The sequence below is a fragment of the Aeromonas enteropelogenes genome (assembly GCF_020097295.1).
In the GTDB taxonomy this organism is placed as follows: domain Bacteria; phylum Pseudomonadota; class Gammaproteobacteria; order Enterobacterales; family Aeromonadaceae; genus Aeromonas; species Aeromonas enteropelogenes.
In genome coordinates, this window is sequence record NZ_CP083625.1 from 3,460,632 (window position 1) to 3,480,223 (window position 19,592).

Here is a 19,592-nt window from a genome sequence, read left to right on the forward strand (position 1 = left end):
GTGTGTGGCGTGGCTAGTGTTATCAACGGTTGCTTTTGTTATCGATCATCACGGCAAGCAAGATCACGCTGGCCTTGGCGATCATCTGGTAATAGGAGCTGACATCGAGCAGGTTGAGGGCGTTGTTGAGGAAACCGATGATGAGGGCACCGATCAGCGTTCCCATGATGCGCCCCTTGCCTCCCATCAGGCTGGTGCCGCCCAGCACCACGGCGGCGATGGCATCCAGCTCGTAACCCATGCCGGCGGTCGGTTGGGCAGAGGAGAGACGGGAGGTGACGATAAGGCCGGCCAGGGCTGCCAGGGCACCGCACAGACCATATACCGCGAGCTTCACCCGATCCACATTGATGCCGGAGAGGCGGGTGGCGGACTCGTTGCCGCCCAGGGCATAGATGTAGCGACCCAGGCGTGTGTGGTTGAGCATGAACCAGGCCAGCAGAAAGACGATGGCCATCAACCAGATGGGGACCGGCAGGCCGAACAGGTAGCCGGTACCGAGCCAGGCGAAGTGATCGGCGCCGTCGCTAAAGCCGGTGGAGATGGGGCGACCCTCGGTGTAGACCATGGTCACGCCGCGCAGGGCGGTCATGGTGACCAGGGTGGCGATGAAGGCCTGCACCTTGCCCTTGGCGATGATGAGACCGCTGATCCCGCCGAGCAGGGTGCCGGCGATCAGGGTGAAGGGGATCACCATCCAGATTGGCAGATCCATGGCCACCATGCTGGCCGCCAGGGCGCCGCACAGGGCCAGCACCGAGCCGACCGACAGATCAATACCCCCGGTCAGGATGACCAGCGTCATGCCGACCGCGATGATGGCGTTGACCGAGGTCTGGCGCAGGATGTTGAGCAAGTTGTCGGCGGTGAAGAAGTTGGGGCTCAGGAAGGAGACCACGCCGATCAGCACCAGCAGTGCGACCAGGGATTTGTTCTCGATCCACCATGCCTTGCTCATGACGCCGCGGCGGGGAAGGGTTTGGGTTGTCATTGTGCTGCCTCTTGCTCTGCTTGCCACTGTTTACCGACTGCCGCCGCCATCAATTTCTCCTGATTGGCGCCCTCGGTGTTGAACTCTGCGCTGATGCGCCCTTCGTGCATCACCATGATGCGATCGCTCATGCCGAGCACTTCCGGCATCTCGGAAGAGACCAGAATGATGCTCATCCCCTCCTTCTTGAACTGGTTGATAAGCTGATAAATCTCTTTCTTGGCCCCCACATCGACGCCGCGGGTCGGCTCGTCCAGGATCAGCACTTTGGGCCGGGTCAGCAGCCCCTTGGCGATGGCCACCTTCTGCTGGTTGCCGCCGGAGAGCAGCTTGATGAGCTGTTCACTGCTGGGGGTCTTGATGTTGAACAGGCGCACATAGTCGCTCACCGCCTGACGCTCGGCCTGGCCGTCGATGCGCCCGCCCTTGTTGAACTCGTCGAGGGCGCACAGGCTCATGTTCTCGCGTACCGACAGTTCCAGCACCAGACCGTCGCCCTTGCGATCCTCGGAGATGTAGGCGATGCCGGCCTTGAGGCCATCGGCAGGGCTCTTGGGGCGTAGCGGGTTGCCATCGATGCGGATCTCGCCATTGTGGATGGGGCTGGCGCCATAGATGAGCTTCATCAGCTCGGTGCGGCCGGAACCCATCAGGCCGCTAAAGCCCAGGATCTCCCCCTGGCGCAGGGAAAAACTCACCCCGCGCACGCCGGGGCCGGCAAGATCTTTCACCTGCAGGCTGACCGGGCCGAGCTCACGCACCAGACGCGGGTACTGCTCCTCCAGTCGGCGGCCCACCATCATCTCGATGATCTTGTCTTCATCGAGCTCGCTTACTGCCTTCTCTCCGATCCATTTGCCATCGCGCAGCACTGTGACCCGGTCGCAAATTTCGAAGATCTCCTTCAAGCGGTGGGAGATATAGACGATGCCGCAGCCCTGCTCACGCAGTTCGCGGATGACCTTGAACAACTGCTCGGTCTCGGTGTCGGTCAGGGCATCGGTGGGCTCGTCCATGATGATGACGCTGGCATCAAACGACAGCGCCTTGGCGATCTCCACCATCTGCTGTTCACCGATGGAGAGATCCCCGAGTCGGGTATCCGGGCCGTGCTTGACTCCGAGACGAGCAAGCAGGCTGGCGGCACGTTCGCGCAGCTGCTTGTGGTCGATATTGCCAAAGCGGGTGCGCGGTTCGCGGCCAAGGAAGATGTTGGCGGCAATGGAGAGTTCCGGCAGCAGGTTCAGCTCCTGGTGGATGATGCTGATCCCCTGATCCTGGGAGTCGCGAGGCCCTTTGAAGTGAACCGGCTGACCGCGATAGCTGATGGTGCCGCTGTCGGCCTGATAGATGCCGGTCAGCACCTTCATCAGGGTGGACTTGCCGGCGCCGTTTTCGCCGAGCAGAGCCATTACCTGACCCGGGTAGACCTTGAGGCCTGCCTCATCGAGCGCCCGCACTCCGGGGAAGGTCTTGACGATCCCGGTGAGCGACAGAATGGGCGAGGGGGTTGTACTCATGGCTGATTCCTTGAAAGGGCTTAAAACGCCACACCGGCGCAGAGGATCAGGTTGGCGTAGGGGGTCACCTCGCCACTGCGCACGATGGCCTTGCTCTGGCGAGTGCGGGCCTTGAACGCTTCGTGCAGGCAGTATTCGATGGTGATGGGTTTGCCCTGGCTGATGGCGTGGGCCTCGATCTGCTCAAGCAGTGCCTGGTGAGCCTCTGGACTGATCTGCTTGATCTCGCTCGCCATGATCACCTTCTCCACCACCAGATCGGTGAGCAGGGCGCCCAGCACTGTCTCGAGGCTGGGGGTGCCCGCCATCAGCGCCAGATCGATGCGCTCGGGGCCCGTCGGAATGGGCAGGCCCGCATCGCATACGGTGATCTCGTCGGTGTGCCCCATCTGTGCCACCAGGGCACTCAGGGGGGCATTGAGCAGTACGCCTCGTTTCATACAGCACCTCGTCAGGTCTTGGCCTGTCCATCTGTTTTTGTCTAAAGCAACCGGTTACGCAACCGGTTGCGTGATGGCGCAAAGATAGGCCTTTCGAGTGCCAAGAGCCATCCCGATGGGGCAAAAATGTGAAAACGATCTCAAAGGTGCCAACAGAAAGGGCGGCAAGGGTGCCAGCAGAGGCCAAGCTTCCAGATGAATGCAACTCCGTTGGCGAGGGGCTGGATAACGGCGTGCAGGTTAACCCGCCCTGATGGTTATGGAACTGACAGTGCCCAACCGCCTTGCAAGCCAGGCGAGTCAGACCTCGTGTTGTGCCGCCAAGGTTTCCCGCTCACTTTCTTGCAAATGAACGAAGCGATGGAAAGGGCGGCAGTGCAGATGCAGGGAGGATCAGGGCGCCTGCGTCCTTCGGCAGGGACTGAAAATATCGAGACGCTTGTCATAGACGGTCGTCTTGACGTCCCAGATCCCCAGCATGGACGAGAACAGATTGTCATGGGAGTAGGGGGTGGCGTTGGCATTTTTTTGCAGGCAGAGGATGTTCAGCTTCTTCTCCTTGATAAAGCCTGGCGACATCCAGATCTGCATCGGTATGCGAGTCTGTTCATCGGGGGCGATCCGGTACGGGGCCGAGTGCAGATAGAGCCCCATTTCACCGAGGGATTGGCCGTGATCCGATAGGTAGATCAGCGCCGTGTTGTACTTCTCTTCATACTGCTTGAGTCTGGCGATCAGCCGGGCAACCACCAGGTCGGCATAGCGGATGGTGTTGTCATAGGTATTAACCAGCTGCTCGGTCGTGCAGTTCTCGATGTCGCTGCGCGGACAGTCCGGCACAAACTTGCGCTGCTCACTGGGGTAGCGCTTGTAGTAGGTGGGGCCATGGCTGCCAAGCAGGTGAAAGGCGAGCATCTTGTCCCCCTTCATGTTGGCCACCTCATCATCCAGCCCCTGCAACAGTACCTCGTCGTAACAGGTGCCGCCCTTGCACAGGGTGGGATTGGTCGTGGGCTGGATCTGGATATTCGGGACCCGATCACAGACCCCTTTGCAGTTGCTGTTGTTGTCCTTCCAGTAGATGGAGATGCCTGCCTTTTGCAATACGTCCAGCAGTCCCTCGCTGTTTCGGGCCAGATTGCCGTCAAACTCCTCGCGCCCCATGTTGGAGAACATGCAGGGGACCGACACGGCAGTGGCTGTGCCACAAGAGCGCATCTGCCTGAAAGAGATGACGCCACCTGCCTTGCTGGTAAAGGGATTGGTCTCCCTGGCATAGCCATTCATCGAGTAGTTTTTGCTGCGGGCGGCTTCCCCCAATACCAGAAACATCAGGGTAGGTTTGGCCGAGCTGGCCGTCCGTTTGGCATCATCTCCCAGGGTTGTGAAGGGGATGGGCTCGACCAGAAAGCGCTTGTAGATAAATTTGGTGGTGCTGTTGACGACGTTGGCCGGCACGATTTCACGCTTGAGGCTCGAATTGTTGCGACCTACCGAGACGTAATCCTGATAATAGAGTGCGGCAATAGCTGTCACTATGGCCAGGGAGACCAGCATGGAGAGGGAACGAGCGAGGAGGCCTTTGTACCAGCGGTTGGCATAGTTGATCTTGATGAAAAACAGGCCGATCGCGGGGAGGATGCCGGTTACCGTCACCCAGGCGACGATGGGCGCACTGACATAGGCCAGGGCTTCGCTCTGGTTGGTCTCGAAGACGTTCTGGATCATGGTCTGATCAAACTGGACGCCATATTTGAGCATGGTGTAACTGGCAATGGCGCTGATGACGAAGAGGAGCGCGAAGAAGGGCTTGAGCAGATAGCGGATGGAGAATGGCACAAACACGAAGTTGAGCGCTGCGACCAGCAGGATGGGGAGCGAGATGACAAAGCCCGTCTTGACGCGCTCCAGCTGGGAGAGAATGTCATAGAGATGCAGCCAGATGGGCCAGTTGAACAGGCATGCAAACACGACCGCCAGCAGGGCAATGAAGGGGACAACTCTTGTTTCCATCACAAAGGGCATACAGGCATCCTGATCGCAGATGGTGAAAATGGCATTCACGACAACGGCAGCGGATCACTTGGCATGGTCGCCAATTTTCAGTGAATGACGCTGTGGATTACCGATATACGAAGTGGTTTATGAATGTGGCGTTAACGCTGGCATTGCTTGCCTGTGGCGCACGGCATGGCAGATTTGGTGGGAAAACAGCATAAAAACCCCCGGCGTGGCCGGGGGCAATGGACTTAATTGGCGTTGGCCACCATGGCCTTGAGCTGCAGGAAATACTGCTCGTAGAGCTGGGAGGCGTCCCCCACATCGGACTGGAACACCCCTTTTTGCTTGGTTTCGTCGCTTGGGAAGACCATGGCATTGTTACGAAACTCGGGAGAGAGCAGGGGGATGGCATCCTTGACCGGGGTCGGGTAGCCGATGGTTTCGGCCACCTTGGCCGCCACGTCCGGGCGCATCAGGAAGTTGATGAGGGCATGGGCCTCTTTCACGTGTTTGGCCTTGGCGGGAATGGCCAGGTTGTCCATCCACAGCACGGCCCCTTCCTCCGGATAGGTCATCTTGATGGCCGGGTATTCGCGCTGGGCGCCGTAGGCGGAGCCGTTCCACAGCATGCCGATGTTCACTTCACCGGCGATGAAGGGGTCCGCCGGGTTGTCGGAGTTGAACGCCTTGACGTTGGGCATCAGCTTTTTCAGGTACTCGAACGCCTCGGTGATCTGGGCCTTGTCCTGGGTGTTGGGGCTGTAACCCAGCTGAACCAGGGCGATATGGAACACCTCGCGGGCGTCATCCATCAGCAGCAGGCTCTCTTTCCACTCCGGTGCCCAGAGCTGCTTCCAGCTGGTGACGGGTTCGCTAATCATCTCGCTGTTGACGCCGATGCCGGTGGCGCCCCAGATATAGGGGACTGAGTAGCGGTTTTGCGGATCGTACTCGTGGTTGAGCAGGGTGGGGTCCAGGTGCTTGAAGTTGGGCAGCTGGGCACGGTCGAGGGGTTGCAGCATCCCCTCCTTGGCCATCTTGGAGATGAAGTAGGTGCTCGGCACCACCACATCGTAGCCGTCACCATGGGTCTTCAGCTTGGCGTAGAGGGTTTCGTTGGATTCATAGGTGGAGTAGATCACCTTGATGCCGGTCTCTTGCTGGAACTGCTCCAGCAGACCGTCCGGTACGTATTCCGACCAGTTGTAGAAGTAGACCACCTTGTCTTCGTTGGCCTGTACCGGCGTGCTCAGCAGCGGGGCGGAGAGGGTGAGGGCGACGGCCATCATGGCGCCCGCCTTGTACTTGATTGTCATCAGAAACTCCTTGAGGTAATGGGGCCTTGCGGCCCACCGTGACAGAGTTCGCCTGCGCCAGCGGTGTTGCTGCGTGACGCCGTCATGTGGCGAAAAGGGGCTGCGCCGGGGCGCAGCAAACAACCCGAGCAAACGGGCAGGCTACGCCTGCCGCTTGCGCAGTAACAACTGGGCGACCAGCACCATTCCCAGTGAGGCGATGAGCATCAGGGTGGCCAGGGCGTTAACCTCGGGGGAGATCCCCACCTTGACCATGGAGTAGATCTTGAGGGGCAGGATCTCGTAGGCCGGGCCGGTGACAAAGGAGCTCACCACCACATCGTCCAGGGACAGGGTGAAGGAGAGCAGCCAGCCCGCCATCACCGCCGGCAGGGCCAGCGGCAATATGATCCGGCGAAAGATGATCCCCTCGCCAGCTCCCAGATCCCGGGCCGCCTCCAGCATCCGCACATCGAAGCCGCACAGCCGCGAGTAGACGGTGATGACCACGAAGGGCAGGCAGAAGGTGATGTGAGCGATGAGCAGGGACCAGAAACCCAGGGCAACGCCGGTAGCCACGAACAGGGTGAGCAGCGAGATGGCCATCACGATGTCCGGGGACATCATCACCACGAACAGCATGCCGCTGACGTACTGCTTGCCCCGGAAGCGATAGCGAAACAGCGCCACTGCGGTGAGGGTGCCGATCAGGGTGGCCGACGTGGCGCTAAGGGCGGCGATGGTCAGGGAGTGCTGGGCCGCCTGCATCAGGCTGGCGCTGGCGAAGAGCTTCTCGTACCAGCTCCAGGTAAAGCCGCGCCAGTCGATGCCGTACTTGGAGAGGTTGAAGGAGTTGGCGATCAGCACCCCTATGGGGACATAGAGGTAGGTGAACACCAGCAGCAAAAATCCCGCTTTCAGTGCGCGCATCATGCCAGTTCCCCCTTCTTGCTCAGCAGTTTGCCCGCTCGCCAGTAGCAGTAGACCAACAGGGCCATCAGCACCGTCAGCATCACGCTGATGGCAGCGCCGAAGGGCCAGTCACGGCTGTTGAGGAACTGGGTCTTGATGAGGTTGCCGATCAGCAGGTGCTTGGCACCGCCCAAGAGATCGGAGACATAGAACATCCCCATGGCGGGCAGAAATACCAGCAGGCAGCCTGCGATGATACCGGGCAGGGTGAGCGGCAGCACGATGCGGTGCAGCCGCTGCCAGCCGTTTGCTCCCAGATCCCGCGCGGCTTCAAGCAGTCGGCCATCGAGCTTCTCGATGCTCGAATAGAGGGGCAGCACCATGAAGGGGAGCAGCACGTAAACCAGGCCGATGATGACGGCCACCTCGGTGTACATCATCTGCAGTGGCCGCTCAATGAGCCCCAGATCCAGCAACCAGCCGTTGATGAGGCCACGGGTGCTGAGCAGCACCTTGAGGGCATAGGTGCGGATGAGGGAGTTGGTCCAGAAGGGGACCACCACCAGAAACAGCAGCAGGGGGCGAATGCGGCTCGGCAGATGGGCCAGCAACCAGGCAAAGGGGTAACCCACCAGCAGACAGATAGCGGTGGCCACCAGCGCCAGCCACAGGGAGTGGAGCAGCACCTCAAAATAAAGGGGCTCCAGCAGTCGGCCATAGTTGCCCCAAGTGAAGATCGGGCTGATGAGGGTCGACTCGTCCCGGGTCAGGAAGCTGACCCCGAGGATCATCAGGTTCGGAAAGAAGACGAACAGGGTCAGCCAGCCGAGGATCAGCGCGATGGCCCCGTTGCGAAAACCGTTGTGGGCAAAGCTCAGGGGAGCCCGGCCGCGGCGTGAATTAGTGAGGTTCATAGGGCAGCACTACCTCCCAGCTGTCGACCCAGTGGATGGCCACCTCCTGGCCCAGCCGATAGTCGAAATCCGGGTCATCCTCGTCGAAGAACTCCGAGATCAGCAGTTGCTTGCCACTCTCGAGCTCGATCATCGAGTCCAGGGTTGCGCCCTTGTAGTTGCGCTCACAGATCTTGCCCGCCAGTGCGCCCGCCTGATCGTCCCCGTTGTCGAGAATGCGCAGATCTTCGGGGCGCAGCAGCACCAATACCTTGTCGGCGGGTTTGAAGGGCAGGGCTGTGTGGAGCAGGCACTCGCGTCCTTCCACCTCGGCGCGCCAGACGCCGGGTTCGCTCTGGCTGATCAGGGTGCCATCCATCACGTTGATCTCGCCGATGAAGCGGGCAACGAACAGGTTGGCCGGAGATTCGTAGATGTCGCGCGGGGTGCCGCGCTGGATGATGTTGCCCCCCTCCATCACCAGGATGCGGTCGGACATGGTGAGCGCCTCTTCCTGATCATGGGTGACGAAGACGAAGGTGATACCGAGGCGGCGCTGCAGTGCCTTCAGTTCGGTCTGCATCTGCTTGCGCAGCTTGTAGTCCAGCGCCGAGAGAGATTCATCGAGCAGCAGCAGGCGTGGCTTGTTGACCACGGCGCGGGCGATGGCAACCCGTTGCTGCTGACCGCCCGAGAGCTGATCCGGACGGCGGTTGGCCAGATCGGAGAGCTGCACCATGGCCAGGGTCTCCTCGACCCGCTGGCGGATTTCGCTTGCCGGCACCTTCTGCATCTCGAGGCCAAAGGCGACGTTTTCGAACACCGTCATATGGGGAAAGAGCGCATAGCTCTGAAACACGGTATTGATGTGTCTGTGTTCGGCGGGAATGTGGGTGATCTCGTCCCCGGCCAGGTGGATGGTGCCACTGTCTACCGATTCGAGCCCGGCCAGCAGGCGCAGCAAGGTAGTCTTGCCACAGCCGGAGGGACCCAGCAGCGTGAGGAATTCCCCGTCATAAATATCAAGGTCAAGGTCATTGAGAATCACCTTGCCATCGTAGTGTTTGCTGATCTTGTTCAGCGCGACAATTACCTGTTGGTTTTTCATCATCCGCCAGTCTCACCCCAGCCAGTGGCCATCGTGTTGAAAGAAGGGTCGCATTCTATTGCAGCCGACACATGAAATTAAAGGCTTTTTAGCCCGAACAGGACAGGAAAAACGGCTACGAATACCAGATCAAACCGCTATAATGTGCCACCTGATTCGTTCGTTTTCGATGTTGGATAGTCAATTGAGTAACAAAATGCGTATTGGTGGCTCCCTGGAGCAGTCCCTGAGCCAGGGTTATCGCCTCGATTTGAAAGGGGTGATCCAGGAGGGGTGGCAACAGACCCGCCGCACCGGATTTGGCCTGCTGCTGGCCATCGTCGGGGTCACGGCAATCTGGATCCTGCTCAGCAACATCTTGCTGGTGCCCTATATCGGTGACGATGCGCAGATGAACGTGGCCATGGTGCTGAGCCTGCTCATTACCGTCATCATGGCACCCATGACCAGCGCGCTGGACATGCTGGGGCTGCAGCAGTCGGTGGGGGTACGTGCCAGGGCCAACCAGGTGTTCGACTTTTTTCGCCACTTCGTACGCCTCGGCATGCTGAGCCTGCTCGGCAGCGTGCTCACCAGCCTGTTTGGCCCGCTGTTCGAATTGGTCGGCTTGCCGGTGGTGTTCTCTTTTGTACCTTCCGCCCTCATCGGCATGGGCCTTATCTTCACCGTGCCCCTGGTGCTGGAGCGCGGATTGACGCCGGTGCAGGCCATTGTGGTTTCCCTGCGGCTGTTTGTGCGAGGCTGGCCCAGCCTGGTGCTGTTTCATGGCGTCATGGCGGCGCTGCTGTTTCTCGCCCTGCTCCCCATGGGGCTGGGACTTATCTGGATGGCCCCTCTCTACTTCAACTGCAAGGGGATCCTCTATCGGGACCTGTGCGGTGTGGCAGTAGAGGTCAATGAAGTGACCGAACGGGAAGGGCCCGATCATTTCAACGCATGATGCATAAGGATATTGAATGACCTGTCGCAATGGAGTGACCTCGGCGTTGCGCCGTGCCCTGCTGGCAAGCCTCTTGCTGCCGGGACTGGCGGTGGCGGCCCCTACGCTGGATCTGCAATACAGCACCTTCTACAGCCAGATGAAGAGTGTGGCCAAGGGGGATTTCGGTAATGCCAGGCTGGGATTTTATCTGACCGATCCGCAAAATGGCCGGCGCTGTACTCTGACCTCGGCCCGGGTGTCGACGCCGGACAGGGATGTAGCCGCCGAGGTAACGGTGGACAGCGAACTGCGCCTGCCTTTTGACGGGGATCTCAATCTCGACAAGGCCACTGTGGTGGTGGAGCTGCAAGAGCCCCATACCAGCTGTGACATGGCGGTACAGGTGATGGCCGATGCGCCGGCAGGCAGCCAGTTTCCGGTAGCGGAGATTGCCACTCGCCAGCAGCAGATGCAGCAGTTGCTCGACAAGATGGCGGGCATGGTGGGCAAGTATTTCCTGCCGTCCATGGAGGGGGTGCACATCGCGTTGGTCGAACCGAGCGGGACGGCCTATCTCGTTGAGGGGGCCCGGCAGGAGGCGTTGCCCTGGCAAGATGGCCAGCTGCAGTTGAACAGGGCTCAGCTCGCCGATTTTGCGGACGGCACCTTGCGCCTGCAGGGGAAGGTGCTGCGACTGACCCCCTGGCTGCGCAAGGAGTAACGGGGCAGAGCCAGCCACAGGGATAGAAAAAAGGAGCGACGGGTCGCTCCTTTTTCATTGTTGTTGATTATTGCTGTTTTGGCAGCAGAGGGCTTAGCGCACCTCAATCACATCCAGCATGTCCATCTCGTCGATGTCGAGGTGGGGCACCTTCGGCATCTCGGGGGGATCAAACGCCTTGTCGCCGCCATCTATGATGCCGGAGTCGCGGTTGATGCTCTTGAAGTCAAACAGCTTGTGATCGAGCAGGTGGCTCGGGATCACGTCCTGAATGGCGGTGAACATGGTTTCGATGCGCCCCGGGAAGCGGCGATCCCAATCCTGCATCATCTGCTTGATGGCCTGGCGCTGCAGGTTCTCCTGGGAGCCGCACAGGTTGCAGGGGATGATGGGGAAGGCCTTGACGTCTGCATAGCGGATCAGGTCTTTTTCCTTGCAGTAGGCCAGCGGGCGGATCACCACGTTCTTGCCATCGTCACTCACCAGCTTGGGCGGCATGGACTTGAGCTTGCCGCCGTAGAACATGTTGAGGAACAGGGTCTCGAGGATGTCGTCGCGGTGATGGCCCAGGGCAATCTTGGTGCAGCCCAGCTCCTGGGCGGTGCGGTAGAGAATACCGCGGCGCAGACGCGAGCAGAGCGAGCAGGTGGTCTTGCCCTCGGGTACCTTCTCCTTGACGATGGAGTAGGTGTCCTCTTCGACGATCTTGTACTCGATGCCGAGGGTGTCGAGGTATTCCGGCAGGACGTGCTCGGGGAAGCCGGGCTGCTTCTGATCCAGGTTGACGGCGACCAGATCGAAATGGATGGGGGCGCTGGCTTTCAGGTTCATCAGTATGTCGAGCATACCAAAGCTGTCCTTGCCGCCGGACAGACACACCATCACCTTGTCACCCTCTTCAATCATGTTGAAGTCGGCAATGGCCTGACCCACGTTGCGCCGCAGGCGCTTTTGCAGTTTGTTGAAACTGTATTTTTCTTTGGCGTTCAGCTCTTCTAGCATGCTCGTAAAACCCGGGACACAAATAAGCGCGTTATTATAGCCATGTCCCGGGGGAGGGCAAGGTGCCTTATGCCTGATTGCGGCGGCTGTCCACCGGGCAGCTGTAATCGGCCGGTTTGAGGATCAGGATGTCGCACGGCAGCCTGTCCACCACATGCTCGGCGGTGTTGCCAAGCAGGGCGGCCGAGAGGCCGGTACGGCCGACGCAACCCATGATCATCAGGTTGGCATTGAGCTCTTCTGCCATGTCCGGCAACACCTCTTCGGGCAGGCCTTCCGCGACCCGGGTCCAGAGGTGGCCGATCCCGAATTTGTCGGCGTGGCTCAGCAGCAGGTTTTCGTGATGCTTGCGGATCGCCTCGTTGTAGGCTTTGGGATCAAACTCCGGCAGTTCGATGGCCACGTTGACCGGCGTGCCTGGGTAAGTGTTGACCAGATAGAGATTGGCCCCCAGCAGTTCGGCGATGTCTGTGCCCTCCTGGGTGATCCGCTCGTTGAGTACCTTCTGATCGGGGTCGTCGCTCGAGCAGTTGATGGCGGCGATGATGTTGCCGCCACGCTGCCAGTGCCCTTCTTTCACCAGCAGAACCGGGCAGGGGCATTTGCGCAATAGGTGCCAATCGGTGGGAGTAAAAATGAAGGTTTGCAGGAAACTGTGATGGTGGGTGGCCTTGACCACCAGATCGTGGCGCTGCTCCAGCACCTCCTGAATGACGCACTCGAAGGGGCGGTTGTGCCAGACGACTTTCACCTCGCAGGTGATCCCTTTTTCCCGGTAGGGAGTCAGGATCTCGTCCAGCCACTCTTGGCGCTGGGAAATGACACCGTGGCGCATCTCTTCCCGCTCCTCCGCCGACAACATGGCGGTCATCTCGTATGAGAAGTCATAGATGGTGAGCAGCAGGGTCAGATGGGCATTGTTGTCCAGCTCGGCGATCTTGACCGCCCGTTCGAGGGCGATTTGCCGCTCTTCTTCGGGGTTGATAACCACCAGAATGTTCTGATATTTGACCATCTTCTCCTCCTTGGAAAATACCAATGTCAGCAGGACTTTAGCATTTACAGCTTAGCGCAGGAGGCAGGTGGCGGTCGTGTGCCGGATCAAATTCCAGAGGAAAGGATCCGGCAGAGGAGAGGGGAAATGGCGGGGAGATCAGCCGCAGGTCGGACGGGTGGCGCCAGCCATCTGGCCGAGTGCTGCGTGATCGAGCACGGTAATGTACTTACCCTTGACGCTGATAAGACCGGACTTCTGGAAGCGACCAAGCAGACGGCTGATGGTCTCGACGGTGAGGCCCAGATAGTTGCCGATGTCGCCCCGGGTCATGGAGAGACGGAACTCCTTGGCGGAGAAACCGCGCTCGGAGAAGCGTACCGACAGGTTGTGCAGGAAGGCTGCCAGGCGCTCTTCGGCATTCTTCTTGGAGAGCAACAGGATCATCTCCTGATCGCCCATGATTTCGTTGCTCATCAGTCGCATGATCTGCTGGCGCAGCTTGGGCATCTTGCCGGAGAGATCGTCAAGCACTTCGAACGGGATCTCGCACACCATGGCGGTTTCCAGCGCCTGGGCGAAGGAAGGGTGAGCCTGTTTGTGGATGGCATCGAAGCCGACCAGATCACCAGCCAGATGGAAGGCGGTGATCTGCTCATCCCCTTGCTCTGTGATGGTGTAGGACTTGATGGTCCCGGAACGGATGGCGTAGAGAGACTTGAACTCGTCGCCGGCCTTGAACAGCTCTTCACCCTTCTGGATCGGCTTCTTGCGCTCGATGATGCTGTCGAGCTGATCCAGCTCGTTGTCGTTCAGGGTAAAGGGAATGCAGAGCTGACTGATACTGCAGTCCTGGCAATGAATTGCACAGCCACCGCTCTGGATACGTCTGCCAGGTTTCTTTTCCGGGATCATAGGCTCATACGAATAATTGATTTATATCAAACAAGTTTACCATCAACTCATCCGTTTTGGATAGGGTTTCAAAAGGATGCAATGCTAACCCACAGGGTGTGAACCCCATAAAAAATGAGCAACAGGGCGCCTCCGAGGCGCAAACTGCGCAAGGTCAGCCAGTAGCGCAACCGATCCGCGAGCCCCCCCAGAGCAAACAGAGTGGGCAGGGTGCCCAACCCAAACGCAAGCATGATGAGAGCGCCGCCGCTGGCCGAGCCCGCTGCTGCGCTCCAGGTCAGCATTGAGTAGACCAGCCCGCAGGGCAGCCAGCCCCAGACCATGCCAAAGGGCAGTGCCTGCAGGGGGGAGGTAAAGGGCAGAAACTTGCCCGCCAGCGGTTTGATGTGGGGCCAGAGTCTGGCGCCGATGCGTTCGAGTAGCAAAATGCCCTGCCACCAGCCTGCCAGATAGAGGCCGAGGGCGATCATCAAGAGGGCCGCGATGAGCCGCAGTCCGGCGATGGCGTGTTTGCCTGCCCCAAGCTCGCTGGTGGTGGCAAGCAAGCCCCCCACCAGGGCTCCGGCAATCACATAGCTGAGGATGCGGCCTAGGTTGTAGTTGAGCAGATAAGTGAGGCGTCCCCAGAAGTGCTGTTTGTCGGCCGGGATAGCCATGGCAAGGGCCGCCGAGACACCGCCGCACATGCCGATGCAGTGTGCCGAGCCCGCCAGTCCCACCAGCAGGGCCCCAAGAAGATCAAGATTGTGCGTCATCTGGGCTGTGCTTGGTTGGTTTCTGGGCAGGTTGGTCTTCATCAAACAGGATGTTGGAGCCCTGTCTGTCGAGGTCCTCAAACTGCTCGGAGCGAATGGCCCAGAAGAAGACGACTCCGGCGATGATCACAAACAGGATGGCGATGGGGATCAGGACAAAAATGATGTTCATGGTCTCTACCTTGGCAAATGCCTCCTTGGCGACTAAGCCCCATGGTAACCCTGTTCGGGTCGTCGGCCAGTCGCCACGAGTCAAAAATGTGGCCTGCGTCGGTGGCAGGCCATCGAGTCAATGGTCATGTCAGCGATTGAGGCGCATGGAGTTGGTGACCACGATGAGGGAGCTCAAGGACATACCGGCCGCCGCCAGATAGGGGGGCAACCAGCCGCTGGCGGCCAGCGGCAACACCAGCAGGTTGTAGCCGATGGACCAGGCAAAGTTCTCGATGATGATCTTGCGGGTGCGCAGGGCCAGCGTCCTGGCGTCCAGCAAACGATTCAGATCGTCGGCAAGCAGGATGGCATCGGCGCTGTTTTTGGCCAGGTCCGTGCCGCCCGCCATGGCGAACGAGGCATGGGCCCCGGCCAGCACGGGAGCATCGTTGATGCCGTCACCCACCATGATACTGATCTCCCCGTCAGCCTCCCGCCCCCTGAGGTAGGCGAGCTTGCCATCGGGGGTGACCCCCTTGATCAGCTCGTCCACACCAAGCTCACGGGCTATCTCGTCGGCCTGGGCCGAACTGTCGCCGGTGAGGATGGTGGTCTGCAAATCGGCCGCTTTGATGGCGGCGATGAGAGCCTTGGCGTCGGGGCGCAGGGTATCTTCCAGCTCGAAGCGGGCCAGGACCTGGCGCTCGTCGGCCAGATAGATGGCAAGGCCGCGGGGGCTGACGAGGTCATCGCCCAGTCCCAGCCAGCCAGCGCTGCCGATGCGATAGCGCATGCCATCGACAATCCCGGTGACACCGTGGCCGATGACGGGGGTGATGTCGCTCGCATGAGGCAGCAGGGCGATGCCATCTGCCGGCAGGCGGAAGGCGCGGGCGATGGGATGTTCGGACTGTGCCTCCAGGGCGCGGGCGATGGCAAGACAGGTGTCGCTGTCGAGATCCCCCAGCACCTGGGTGTGGCAGAGGCGAATTTCCCCCGTAGTCAGGGTGCCCGTCTTGTCCATCACCACTCGGTTGGCCTTGGTCAGCACATCCAGCACGTGACCGCGACGCAGCAGTATGCCGGAGCGGGTGAGGTGAGCCGTGGCCGAGGTGAGTGCGGTTGGCGTTGCCAGCGACAGGGCACAGGGGCAGGTGGCGACCAGCACCGCCAGGGTGATCCAGAATGCCTGCTCCGGCTGGTGAAAATGCCAGAAGGTCCACACCAGGGCCGCGATGATGAGCAGCACCAGAATGAAGTGGCGCGACAGCACATCGGCCATCTGGGCGATGGCGGGCTTGTCGTCGAGGGCGTGATCCTGCAGGCGCATGATCTGGGCGATCCGCGACTCCTCGATACGATGGCTGACCCGGATCTCGAGGGGGGCGTCAGTATTGATGGTACCGGCATAGACCTGATCCCCATGCCCCTTGAGCAGCGGCAGCTGCTCGCCGGTCAGCATGGATTCGTTAAGGCTGGCTTCCCCCCGCACTATGGTGCCGTCGGCCGGCAGGGTGGCGCCCGCCAGCACACGCACTCTGTCTCCAATTTGCAGGGTCTTGGCGGCGACCTCATGTTCACCGTCCTCGTCGATGCGGGTTGCCATGATGGGCACCAGTCGCGCCAGGTTGGAGCTCGACTCGGACGCCTTGCGTCTGGCCCTGAGTTCGAGAAAACGCCCCAGCAGCAGGAAGAAGACGAACATGGTGATGGAGTCGTAGTAGACCTCACCCGTGTTGAAGACGGTGGCCCACATGGAGGCGACAAAGGCGCCGATGAGGGCCAGGGATACCGACACATCCATCGAGAGGTGACCCTGCTTCAGGCTGCGCCAGGCGTTCACGTAAAAAGGCTGGGCCGAATAGATCATGATGGGGGTGGAGAGCAGCAGGCTTATCCACTTGAAGTAGACCATGAACTCCTCCTCCACGCTGATGAAGAAGTCCATGTAAAGGGCCACGGCGCACATCATCACCTGCATGGAGCCGAGCCCGGCAAGTGCCATCCGGAACATGTAGCGGCGCACCTCTTTGGCGTAAAGCGCCTCTTGCTGATGGGTCTGGAAGGGGTAGGCGCGATAGCCAACCTTGGCGAATCCCTTGAGGATGTCGCTTAAAGAGAGCTTGTCCGGATCCCACTTGATGCGGGCCCTGTGGGTGGTGGTGTTGACGTTGATATAACGCAGTCCGGGGAGGGTCATCAGGTGGCGTTCGATAAGCCAGGCACAGGCGGCGCAGGTGAGCCCCTCTACCGTCAGCTGGATCTCCCGCACGTTGCCGCTGTCGGTGACAAACTCCTGCTGCACCTCGGCCAGATCGTAGTGGGTGAGGGCGGCCAGCTCCTCGGGTACCAGATCCCCCTTGGCACCCGGTGCGGTGCGGTGATCGTAATAGCTGGCCAGGCCGCATTCCAGGATGGTTTCCGCCACCGCCTGGCAACCCGGGCAGCACATGGGACGGACAATGCCCTTGATCTCGAGGGCATAGTGACTGTCGGCGGGAACCGGCTCGCCACAGTGAAAACAGCCGGTCATGGTTTAACGTCCTTTGGGATCGAGTTCGACAGGGGCCTTGGTGGGCAGTTGAACCGTTTCTTGCAGTCGCCATTCGTGGTTGAAGGCATCGACCCTGAGGTGCCATTTACCGGTCAGGGGGCGTTCAAAGTGGAAGCGATAGGTGCCGCTGCCATCGGCGGTGATCAGGTGCTCGCTGTCCTGACCGGCCAGGGTGGGGTGGAACAGGGAGAGGTACAGCGCCTGTCCTGGCGGGATGTCGCCACTGAGCGGCTTGAGGGTCAGCTCCTGACCGTTGACCTCCAGCGCAAAGCGGATGTTGAGCGCCTCGGCCCGGTCAAACTTGCTCAGATCCTGATTGATCTCTTTCCCTTGTTTGTAATAGTCCTCTGCCACCAGATTTACTCCATCCTTGCTGGCGATGATGGCGGTGGCGATGCTGCCGACAACGGCGGCGGTGGGGAGGGCGATGATAAACCAGGGCCAGAATTGGCGATACCAGGGTCGGGTCATGATTGCTACTACCGTGAAACGAATGATTAACGAGGAGGGTGGCTTTTACGCAACACAAGATAACAAAAAGCCTCGAGTAGTCGAGGCTTTTTGCTGTGTAATCACGTGTTTATCACATGTTACTTCGGGTGTGGCCGACCTTATTTGTCAGTCTGTGGGTGAGACAGGCTGTAAACGTAGGAGGCCAGCAGGTGCACCTTGTCTTCGCCCAGAATGTCTTTCCAGGCCGGCATCACACCGTGGCGACCGTGGGTGATGGTCTGGACCACCACTTCGCGGGAGCCACCGTAGAGCCAGGTGCTGTTGGTCAGATCAGGCGCCCCGACGGCGATGCCGCCCTTGGCATCCGGACCGTGACAGGCGGCGCAGACCGCAAAGCGGGCTTCACCCTTCTTGGCTTCCACCAGATCAACCTTGCGACCGGACAGGCTCAGCACGTAGGAAGCGACTTCCTGCACGCCATCCTTGCCCAGGATCTCGCCCCAGGCCGCCATGATCCCCTGACGACCGCCCATGATGGTGGTCTTGATCTGATCCGGGGCACCGCCCCATTGCCATTCGCTGTCGGTCAGGTTCGGGAAACCGCGACCACCGCGGGCATCGGAGCCGTGGCACTGGGAGCAGTTCTGCAGGAACAGACGCTGACCCACCTTGCGGGCTTCCGGGTCGGCGGCGATCTCCTCGATGGGGCGATAGCTCTTGCCGTCAGCCTGGTAGGCCAGCTCGCGGAACTTGGCGCCGTAGATCTCGTCAGCCTTGGCGATCTCGCGGTCATATTCCACCGCACGACCTTCCGACTTGGCAGACTCGGTCGCAGCGCGGGATTCGGCCAGCGAACGGACATCCTGGTTGGAACTTTGCCAGCCCAACAGACCCTTGAAGTTGCCAAGGCCCGGGAAGGCGACCAGATAGACTAGACCGGTGACGATGAAGAAGAGGAACATGTAGGTCCACCACTTCGGCAGCGGGTTGTTGATCTCTTCGATGCCGTCGAAGGAGTGACCCATCGACTTGCCTTCTTCAACACCCATCTTGTCCTTGCGGCACCACATCAGCAGCAGGAAGCAGCCGAGGATGGTCCCCAGGGTAATGACGGTTACGAAAATACTAAACAGAGTGCTCATTATTGTTTCGCTCCTGCGTTCTTTTTATCAGCACCGGATTGCTCATCATCGGCGAAAACCAGATTGGCAGCCTCGTCGAAAGCGGTCTTGCGGCGTTTGCTGTAAGCCCAGACGAAGATGCCGATCATGATGGCCATCAACAGCAGGGTGTACAGACCGCGAAAAGTGCCGTAGTCCATCTCCACACTCCTTATTTCAGGGCATGACCCAGTGATTGCAGATAGGCCACCAGGGCTTCCAACTCGGTCTTGCCCTTGACGGCATCACCGGCGCCCTGAATATCGGCATCGGTATAGGGCACGCCGAAGTGGTCGCGGAACAGCGCCAGTTTCTTGCCCGTCATCTCGCCAGTCAGCACGTTGCGATCGAGCCAGGGGTAGGCGGGCATGTTGGACTCGGGCACCACGTCGCGCGGGTTGATCAGGTGAACCTTGTGCCACTCGTCGGAGTAGCGACCCCCGACCCGTGCCAGATCCGGACCGGTACGCTTGGAGCCCCACAGGAAGGGGTGCTCCCACACGCTTTCACCGGCGACCGAGTAGTGACCGTAACGCTCGGTTTCGGCACGGAACGGACGGATCATCTGGCTGTGGCAGTTGGTGCAGCCTTCGCGAATGAAGATATCGCGCCCTTCCATCTGCAGGGCTGTGTAGGGCTTGAGGCCCTCCACCGGCTCGGTAGTCTGCTTTTGGAAGAAGAGCGGGGTGATTTCGACCAGGCCACCCAGGCTGATGGCAAATATGATGCCGACCACCAGCATGGGAACGCTTTTTTCAAAGATCTCGTGACGGTTATTGTTGCTCATGCTTTGACCTCTTCAA

The 19,592-nt window shown here is 59.9% G+C and carries 20 protein-coding genes; 2 read left to right on the plus strand and 18 right to left on the minus strand.

Going from position 1 to position 19,592, the window contains the following annotated elements; genetic code table 11:
- Positions 1-22: 22 nt before the first annotated feature.
- The 8 genes from rbsC to potA all read right to left on the minus strand — a co-directional run bounded on the left by rbsC (position 23) and on the right by potA (position 9,163).
- Positions 23-991 carry a ribose ABC transporter permease gene (gene rbsC, locus LA321_RS16065; protein ID WP_042026171.1) on the minus strand — a complete coding sequence of 323 codons (969 nt, stop codon included), beginning with the start codon at positions 989-991 and terminating at the stop codon, positions 23-25.
- Positions 988-2,511, minus strand: coding sequence for a ribose ABC transporter ATP-binding protein RbsA (rbsA, locus tag LA321_RS16070; protein ID WP_042069334.1), 1,524 nt, complete (start codon positions 2,509-2,511; stop codon positions 988-990). Before rbsA ends, rbsC begins: the two co-directional genes overlap by 4 nt.
- A 20-nt stretch (positions 2,512-2,531) precedes the next feature.
- Entirely contained in the window at positions 2,532-2,951 is a 420-nt protein-coding gene (rbsD, locus tag LA321_RS16075) for a D-ribose pyranase (RefSeq protein ID WP_042069335.1), read from the minus strand.
- Between the two features lie 393 nt (positions 2,952-3,344).
- Entirely contained in the window at positions 3,345-4,976 is a 1,632-nt protein-coding gene (locus LA321_RS16080) for a phosphoethanolamine transferase (protein WP_042069336.1), read from the minus strand.
- A gap of 224 nt (positions 4,977-5,200) precedes the next feature.
- The gene (locus tag LA321_RS16085; protein ID WP_042069337.1) at positions 5,201-6,268 is read right to left on the minus strand and encodes an extracellular solute-binding protein; all 1,068 of its coding nucleotides are present in this window, start codon (positions 6,266-6,268) and stop codon (positions 5,201-5,203) included.
- A 141-nt stretch (positions 6,269-6,409) separates the two neighbouring features.
- A complete protein-coding gene (gene potC, locus LA321_RS16090; RefSeq protein ID WP_042069339.1) occupies positions 6,410-7,180 on the minus strand; it encodes a spermidine/putrescine ABC transporter permease PotC in 771 nt (256 codons plus the stop codon).
- Positions 7,177-8,073, minus strand: coding sequence for a spermidine/putrescine ABC transporter permease PotB (gene potB, locus LA321_RS16095; protein WP_042069341.1), 897 nt, complete (start codon positions 8,071-8,073; stop codon positions 7,177-7,179). Before potB ends, potC begins: the two co-directional genes overlap by 4 nt.
- The gene (gene potA / locus LA321_RS16100; RefSeq protein ID WP_042069342.1) at positions 8,060-9,163 is read right to left on the minus strand and encodes a spermidine/putrescine ABC transporter ATP-binding protein PotA; all 1,104 of its coding nucleotides are present in this window, start codon (positions 9,161-9,163) and stop codon (positions 8,060-8,062) included. The genes potB and potA overlap by 14 nt, the downstream gene beginning before the upstream one ends.
- Positions 9,164-9,356: 193 nt before the next feature.
- Here potA and LA321_RS16105 point away from each other — a divergent pair, with 193 nt between their 5' ends.
- Together LA321_RS16105 and LA321_RS16110 are read left to right on the plus strand one after the other, a co-directional pair.
- Entirely contained in the window at positions 9,357-10,100 is a 744-nt protein-coding gene (locus LA321_RS16105; RefSeq protein WP_042069344.1) for a hypothetical protein, read from the plus strand.
- Between the two features lie 16 nt (positions 10,101-10,116).
- Positions 10,117-10,803: a DUF2987 domain-containing protein gene (locus LA321_RS16110; protein ID WP_042069346.1), complete on the plus strand. Its 687-nt coding sequence runs from the start codon at positions 10,117-10,119 to the stop codon at positions 10,801-10,803.
- A gap of 93 nt (positions 10,804-10,896) precedes the next feature.
- Here the strand turns inward: LA321_RS16110 and ttcA are convergent, their stop codons facing one another.
- The 10 genes from ttcA to ccoO all read right to left on the minus strand — a co-directional run bounded on the left by ttcA (position 10,897) and on the right by ccoO (position 19,576).
- Positions 10,897-11,805, minus strand: coding sequence for a tRNA 2-thiocytidine(32) synthetase TtcA (gene ttcA, locus LA321_RS16115; RefSeq protein ID WP_042026184.1), 909 nt, complete (start codon positions 11,803-11,805; stop codon positions 10,897-10,899).
- Between the two features lie 67 nt (positions 11,806-11,872).
- Positions 11,873-12,820 carry a universal stress protein UspE gene (gene uspE / locus LA321_RS16120; RefSeq protein ID WP_026458104.1) on the minus strand — a complete coding sequence of 316 codons (948 nt, stop codon included), beginning with the start codon at positions 12,818-12,820 and terminating at the stop codon, positions 11,873-11,875.
- Positions 12,821-12,958: 138 nt separating this feature from the next.
- The gene (locus LA321_RS16125) at positions 12,959-13,714 is read right to left on the minus strand and encodes an FNR family transcription factor (protein ID WP_026458105.1); all 756 of its coding nucleotides are present in this window, start codon (positions 13,712-13,714) and stop codon (positions 12,959-12,961) included.
- A 68-nt stretch (positions 13,715-13,782) separates the two neighbouring features.
- Positions 13,783-14,469, minus strand: a complete 687-nt coding sequence (locus tag LA321_RS16130; RefSeq protein WP_042069347.1) for a sulfite exporter TauE/SafE family protein — start codon at positions 14,467-14,469, stop codon at positions 13,783-13,785.
- Positions 14,453-14,641, minus strand: a complete 189-nt coding sequence (gene ccoS, locus LA321_RS16135; protein WP_026457736.1) for a cbb3-type cytochrome oxidase assembly protein CcoS — start codon at positions 14,639-14,641, stop codon at positions 14,453-14,455. Before ccoS ends, LA321_RS16130 begins: the two co-directional genes overlap by 17 nt.
- Before the next feature lie 129 nt (positions 14,642-14,770).
- Entirely contained in the window at positions 14,771-17,155 is a 2,385-nt protein-coding gene (locus LA321_RS16140) for a heavy metal translocating P-type ATPase (protein ID WP_042069349.1), read from the minus strand.
- 3 nt (positions 17,156-17,158) lie between these two features.
- The gene (locus tag LA321_RS16145; RefSeq protein WP_042069350.1) at positions 17,159-17,647 is read right to left on the minus strand and encodes a FixH family protein; all 489 of its coding nucleotides are present in this window, start codon (positions 17,645-17,647) and stop codon (positions 17,159-17,161) included.
- Positions 17,648-17,787: 140 nt separating this feature from the next.
- A complete protein-coding gene (gene ccoP, locus LA321_RS16150; RefSeq protein WP_042069352.1) occupies positions 17,788-18,771 on the minus strand; it encodes a cytochrome-c oxidase, cbb3-type subunit III in 984 nt (327 codons plus the stop codon).
- Positions 18,771-18,950, minus strand: coding sequence for a CcoQ/FixQ family Cbb3-type cytochrome c oxidase assembly chaperone (locus LA321_RS16155; RefSeq protein ID WP_026456585.1), 180 nt, complete (start codon positions 18,948-18,950; stop codon positions 18,771-18,773). The genes ccoP and LA321_RS16155 overlap by 1 nt, the downstream gene beginning before the upstream one ends.
- Positions 18,951-18,961: 11 nt before the next feature.
- Positions 18,962-19,576, minus strand: a complete 615-nt coding sequence (gene ccoO, locus LA321_RS16160; protein ID WP_042026191.1) for a cytochrome-c oxidase, cbb3-type subunit II — start codon at positions 19,574-19,576, stop codon at positions 18,962-18,964.
- Positions 19,577-19,592: the final 16 nt, after the last annotated feature.

What these genes read in the sequence shown, in the direction of transcription:
- LA321_RS16140 (WP_042069349.1), bottom strand. Translation starts at nt 17,155, where the DNA reads ATGACCGGCTGTTTTCACTGTGGCGAGCCGGTTCCCGCCGACAGTCAC.
- potC (WP_042069339.1), bottom strand. Translation starts at nt 7,180, where the DNA reads ATGATGCGCGCACTGAAAGCGGGATTTTTGCTGCTGGTGTTCACCTAC.
- LA321_RS16080 (WP_042069336.1), bottom strand. Translation starts at nt 4,976, where the DNA reads ATGCCCTTTGTGATGGAAACAAGAGTTGTCCCCTTCATTGCCCTGCTG.
- LA321_RS16125 (WP_026458105.1), bottom strand. Translation starts at nt 13,714, where the DNA reads ATGATCCCGGAAAAGAAACCTGGCAGACGTATCCAGAGCGGTGGCTGT.
- ccoP (WP_042069352.1), bottom strand. Translation starts at nt 18,771, where the DNA reads ATGAGCACTCTGTTTAGTATTTTCGTAACCGTCATTACCCTGGGGACC.
- LA321_RS16110 (WP_042069346.1), top strand. Translation starts at nt 10,117, where the DNA reads ATGACCTGTCGCAATGGAGTGACCTCGGCGTTGCGCCGTGCCCTGCTG.
- ccoO (WP_042026191.1), bottom strand. Translation starts at nt 19,576, where the DNA reads ATGAGCAACAATAACCGTCACGAGATCTTTGAAAAAAGCGTTCCCATG.
- potA (WP_042069342.1), bottom strand. Translation starts at nt 9,163, where the DNA reads ATGATGAAAAACCAACAGGTAATTGTCGCGCTGAACAAGATCAGCAAA.
- uspE (WP_026458104.1), bottom strand. Translation starts at nt 12,820, where the DNA reads ATGGTCAAATATCAGAACATTCTGGTGGTTATCAACCCCGAAGAAGAG.
- ccoS (WP_026457736.1), bottom strand. Translation starts at nt 14,641, where the DNA reads ATGAACATCATTTTTGTCCTGATCCCCATCGCCATCCTGTTTGTGATC.
- rbsD (WP_042069335.1), bottom strand. Translation starts at nt 2,951, where the DNA reads ATGAAACGAGGCGTACTGCTCAATGCCCCCCTGAGTGCCCTGGTGGCA.
- potB (WP_042069341.1), bottom strand. Translation starts at nt 8,073, where the DNA reads ATGAACCTCACTAATTCACGCCGCGGCCGGGCTCCCCTGAGCTTTGCC.
- LA321_RS16145 (WP_042069350.1), bottom strand. Translation starts at nt 17,647, where the DNA reads ATGACCCGACCCTGGTATCGCCAATTCTGGCCCTGGTTTATCATCGCC.
- LA321_RS16130 (WP_042069347.1), bottom strand. Translation starts at nt 14,469, where the DNA reads ATGACGCACAATCTTGATCTTCTTGGGGCCCTGCTGGTGGGACTGGCG.
- rbsA (WP_042069334.1), bottom strand. Translation starts at nt 2,511, where the DNA reads ATGAGTACAACCCCCTCGCCCATTCTGTCGCTCACCGGGATCGTCAAG.
- rbsC (WP_042026171.1), bottom strand. Translation starts at nt 991, where the DNA reads ATGACAACCCAAACCCTTCCCCGCCGCGGCGTCATGAGCAAGGCATGG.
- ttcA (WP_042026184.1), bottom strand. Translation starts at nt 11,805, where the DNA reads ATGCTAGAAGAGCTGAACGCCAAAGAAAAATACAGTTTCAACAAACTG.
- LA321_RS16155 (WP_026456585.1), bottom strand. Translation starts at nt 18,950, where the DNA reads ATGGACTACGGCACTTTTCGCGGTCTGTACACCCTGCTGTTGATGGCC.
- LA321_RS16105 (WP_042069344.1), top strand. Translation starts at nt 9,357, where the DNA reads ATGCGTATTGGTGGCTCCCTGGAGCAGTCCCTGAGCCAGGGTTATCGC.
- LA321_RS16085 (WP_042069337.1), bottom strand. Translation starts at nt 6,268, where the DNA reads ATGACAATCAAGTACAAGGCGGGCGCCATGATGGCCGTCGCCCTCACC.